Below are 4,035 nucleotides of genomic sequence, written 5' to 3'. Positions count from 1 at the left end.
CGGCCACCCTCTGGCCTGGACAGAGCAAGGCTCGCTGCCCTCAGCCCGCCGAGGACAAGCGCCCACCAACTTGGCGTCCCCGGCCGCGAGTCACCGCAACCCGGCCGCCGCCATCCCCACCCCTGAAAGCGCTTACACTCGCCCCATACCGAGCGGGGAGGTCATCGATGGGGCGGCAGTTCGCGGTGAGCACACTGAGCATGCCCGGGATCCCGGTCCGCGAAGCCGCCCGCACCGCGCGCGCCCACGGCTGTACCGGCCTCGAACTGCGCGTGCACCCCGATGAAGAAGTCCACCTGGGACTCTCCGGCGCCGCCACCGATGCCGTCCGGTTGCTCCTGGACGGCGAGGGTCTGGCCATCTCTTGCCTCGCCGGGTACGCGAAAGTCGCCGCCCCTGGCGACGACCGGCCCGTTGTCGATGAACTTCGCGCCCTGATCGCCCTCGCGCACCGCGTCGGTGCACCCGCGATCCGCGTCTTCCCCGGTGGCGACGGGGACGCCCGGCCCCGGATCGCCGCCGTCCTCGGCGAGCTGCGGGATGCCGGGGTGCGGTTGCTCGTCGAGACGCACGATTCGCACCCCACCGGGGCCGCCGCCCTGAGCCTCGTCGCGGGCTTCGGGGAACCGGACCTGGCCGCCGTGCTGTGGGACGCCGTGCACCCCTGGCGCGCCGGTGAGGAGCCGGCCGTCACCAAGGAGGTGCTCGGCCCCTACCTCGGCTACTTCCAGGTCAAGGACGTGGCGAGCCGGGAAACGCCGACGCCCGTCCCGCCGGGGGAGGGCGCCGTCCCGCTGGTCGAGTGCGGTGAGCTGCTGCGTTCGTGGTCCGGCTGGGTGTCACTCGAATGGGAAAAAGCCTGGTACCCCGCCCTGGCACCGGTCGACGGCCCGCTGCGGGCCGCCGCGGCCTGGTACGCCCGGTACCTCACCCCGCCCGGATGACCGTCCGGCCCCGCGCGCCGAACGCCGCCGGGGCTTCGGCGAGCGGGCGCACCGTGTCGATCCGCGGGCGGAGGCGCCCGTCCCGGACCCGCTGGGCCAGGTCCGCGAGCCGGGCCCGGTCCGGCTCCACGACGAAGAAGATCCCGGGCCGGACGCGGGGCGGATCGGCGATCGTGACGAGCGTGCCGCCGTCGCGCACCAGCTCGGCGGAGCGGTCGAGGACGTCGCCGCCGAGCACGTCGAGCACCAAGTCCACCGGGCCGATGTCCGGGGAGAGCGGGTCGAAGAACGCTTCCGCGCCGAGCCCGAGCACGGTGTCGCGGTCGGCGGGCCGTCCGGTGCCGAGCACGCGGGCGCCCGCCTCCCGCGCCAGCTGCACCGCGAGCGATCCGACGCTGCCGGCCGCACCGTGGACGAGGACGGTCCGGCCCGCGGTGAGGCGGCCGTGGTCGAACAGCGCCTGCCACGCCGTCAGCCCGGAAATCGGCACGGCCGCGGCCGTGACGTGGTCGACGTCGGCCGGCAACGGGGCGAGGTTGCGCGCTTCCACCGCCGTGTACTCGGCCAGCGAGCCGTTCCGGGCCCAGTCGGCCATGCCGAAGACCCGCTGGCCGACGGTCAGGCCGGTGGTCCCGTAGCCGAGTTCCGCGACGACGCCCGACAGCTCGTGGCCCGGGACGCTCGGCGTCCGGTCCCGGCCGGCGCGGTCGGTCCAGGTGGCCGGCCAGGTCAGCTCGCCGGGGGTGAACCCGGCCGCGTGCACCCGCACGACGACGTCGTTCTCGGCGGCGTGGGGGTAGGGCAGTTCGGTCAGGGCCGGTTCGGCGCTCCGGCCGGCGACGGTGACGGCTTGCACGTCAGTTCTCCTCGAGCGGGTTGCGGGCCATGCGGGTGGCGAGGTCGTTGCGCATCGCGGCCGCGGCGGAGCTCTCCGGCTTCCGGGCCGCCTGGTCGCCGAAGCAGCGGAGGAACTCCGTCACCAGATCCAGCCGCGGGTAGCGCTCGAGCACCTCCGCGCGCAGGTCCGCGGGCAGGTCCGCCACGTCCCGCCCGGCGATGTCGGCCGCGGCGGCCCTCGACAGCAGGAAGCCCTCGGGGTCCTCGGCCGGGTCGACCTCCGCCTGCATGTGCCGGACGATCACCTCCGCCAGCCGCGCGCGCCGCTCGGGCGGCCACCCGGCGCCGGCGGCGAACACCCACGCCACGTGCCCGCCGGCCACCTCGAACGGCTTGGTGTGGCTGTCGAACTCCGGCGTGAGCCCGACGTCGTGGAGCATGGCCGCGACGAACAGCAGCTCGGGATCGAAGTCGACGTGGTGGACGCCGCCGAGCGCGACCGCCCAGGCGTACACCCGCATCGAATGGTTGAGCAGGGACGGCGTCGAGTAGGCCGCCGCGACCTCGGTGGCGGGCCCGCACGCCGGGCCGCCGGGCAGGGTGAGTTCCATACCCCGAGCCTACGCCTTGCATTACGAACAATGTATGTAACGTAACTTACGACGACAGCCGGACCGCGGGGTGCCCCGCGGCCCGGCCCTCTCCGGGCGTCCCGTCAGCGTCCGGAGAAGTTCACGTCACTGCAGAAGTAGTACGACTGGTCGAGGTGGCTCGCCTGCCAGATGGTGTAGACGATGTGCCGCCCCGTCCGGGTGCCCGCGTTCACCGCGACCTGGTACTGCCCGGCGGGCGCGTAGCGGCCCGTCTGGGCGACCAGTTCCAGGTTGCCCCAGCCCAGCGGCTGGGTGGCGGGGTTGAAGCCCTGCTTGGTGATGTACACCAGCAGGTAGTCGGCGCCGTGGTGGGCCTGGTCGGTGATGGTGAGGGTGAACCGGTTGTCCTTGTTCGCCATCTGCCACGCGCCGACCGTGTCGAGGGCGTTGTACCGGGGCGCCTGCGTGCGGCCGCCGCTGCACAGCGTTCCGTCGGGGATGGCGCCCTGGTGGTTGCCCTTGACTCCTTCGCGGTAGAGCCCGTTCCAGTTCCACATCGCGTTCGGGTCGGCCTGCCAGGCCTGCCAGCACATCGGGTCCTTCGTCGCCATGGTGGGGTTCTGGAAGTCGCTGCCCCAGCGGTTCCAGCAGCCGTAGTTGCGCGACGGCGGGTCGGTGGCCGAGCCGTGCGCGTCGGCGACGCCGGTGAGCACGCCGCCCAGCAGTACGGCGGTCACGGCCGTCACCAGCAGGGAAAGCAAGGTCTTGCGTCGGGGAACCACGCTGTCCTCCTTCGTCGGGACCGGATTTGGGAGCGCTCCCAAGGTGGCGCCGGACGACCATACGCGGCGCCGTCGCCACCGGCCACCGCACGACCTCCGGGAACCGTTGTGGCGCAGCGGTTTCCGGCACTGATCCGGACTGAACGGTTACTGAACGGCGGAAGGCCCGCGGGCCCGGACCGCCCGATCGGTCCCGGGCCGGGAGACGCCCGGTGAACACGGGGGCGGCCGGCTGCTCCGCCCGGGTGCATCCGGAAAAATTGTCACCGGAGGGCGGGCGAAGCGTGGCGGAACCCGTCTCCCGCCACAATCCGGCCGGGGCCGATCGGGTGATCCGCCGGTGCGGCCCGGCGAACGGGCGGGACGCGCCTAAAGTCGTCCAGCACGAACGTTTCCGACGCATTCCCCGACCGGACGCGAAACGTGGTGGTGATCATGACTCCTGTCCCGGAAAACCGGCCGATCAGACGGCGGGTGGTGCTCGGCGGTGCCGTGGCGATCCCCGTTCTCCTCGCGGGGGGCACGGCCCGCGCCGCGGCGCTCCCGCTCCCCCCGGTCGACGACGCCCTGGCCGGGCTCGTGGCCTTCCTCGTCCCGGGCCGGGACGGGTTTTCGGTGTGGCAGGGACGGACGTCGAGCACGGACGGCGGTGTCGCGGCCGGCGCCGGGCCGGCGCTGCGGTACGTCTACGACCAGGCGATTCCGTACCCGATCGTCGGGCGCCCCTTCGATCTGAACCTGCCGGGCGCGGGCGCGGGGGCGGCCCACCGCAACCGCGGGGCGGTCGTGGTGGTCCCGGCGGGCCCGCGGGGCCCCGGCGCGGCGGGGGTGGCCCACCAGTCCTTCGCGGGCACGGGGGGGGGGGTGCGGGGGCGCGAG

5 protein-coding genes are annotated in these 4,035 nt (G+C 73.8%); 2 read left to right on the top strand and 3 right to left on the bottom strand.

Annotation, left to right across the window (positions count from 1 at the left end):
* Positions 1–167 precede the first annotated feature (167 nt).
* Positions 168–944 carry a sugar phosphate isomerase/epimerase family protein gene (locus ACFVYA_RS49580; protein ID WP_387055602.1) on the top strand — a complete coding sequence of 259 codons (777 nt, stop codon included), beginning with the start codon at positions 168–170 and terminating at the stop codon, positions 942–944.
* Here the strand turns inward: ACFVYA_RS49580 and ACFVYA_RS49575 are convergent.
* From ACFVYA_RS49575 to ACFVYA_RS49565, 3 genes are all read right to left on the bottom strand, one after another.
* Positions 928–1,800 (bottom strand): NADP-dependent oxidoreductase, encoded by an 873-nt coding sequence (locus ACFVYA_RS49575; protein ID WP_387055599.1) that lies wholly within the window; start codon positions 1,798–1,800, stop codon positions 928–930. The two genes, ACFVYA_RS49580 and ACFVYA_RS49575, sit on opposite strands and share 17 nt — an antisense overlap.
* 1 nt (position 1,801) lies before the next feature.
* On the bottom strand, positions 1,802–2,392 hold the full coding sequence (locus ACFVYA_RS49570) for an HD domain-containing protein (RefSeq protein WP_285990362.1): 591 nt from the start codon (positions 2,390–2,392) through the stop codon (positions 1,802–1,804).
* Positions 2,393–2,496: 104 nt separating this feature from the next.
* Complete coding sequence (locus ACFVYA_RS49565) at positions 2,497–3,156, bottom strand: lytic polysaccharide monooxygenase (RefSeq protein WP_387055596.1); 660 nt, start codon at positions 3,154–3,156, stop codon at positions 2,497–2,499.
* 435 nt (positions 3,157–3,591) lie between these two features.
* Here ACFVYA_RS49565 and ACFVYA_RS49560 point away from each other — a divergent pair.
* A partial coding sequence (locus ACFVYA_RS49560) for a hypothetical protein (protein ID WP_387055593.1) occupies positions 3,592–4,035 on the top strand: 444 nt, incomplete at its 3' end.

Source organism: Amycolatopsis sp. NPDC058278 (assembly GCF_042881395.1).
Classification (GTDB): domain Bacteria; phylum Actinomycetota; class Actinomycetes; order Mycobacteriales; family Pseudonocardiaceae; genus Amycolatopsis.
The sequence above is the reverse complement of the archived record's forward strand: the minus strand, read 5'-3'. Positions and strand labels throughout refer to the sequence as shown.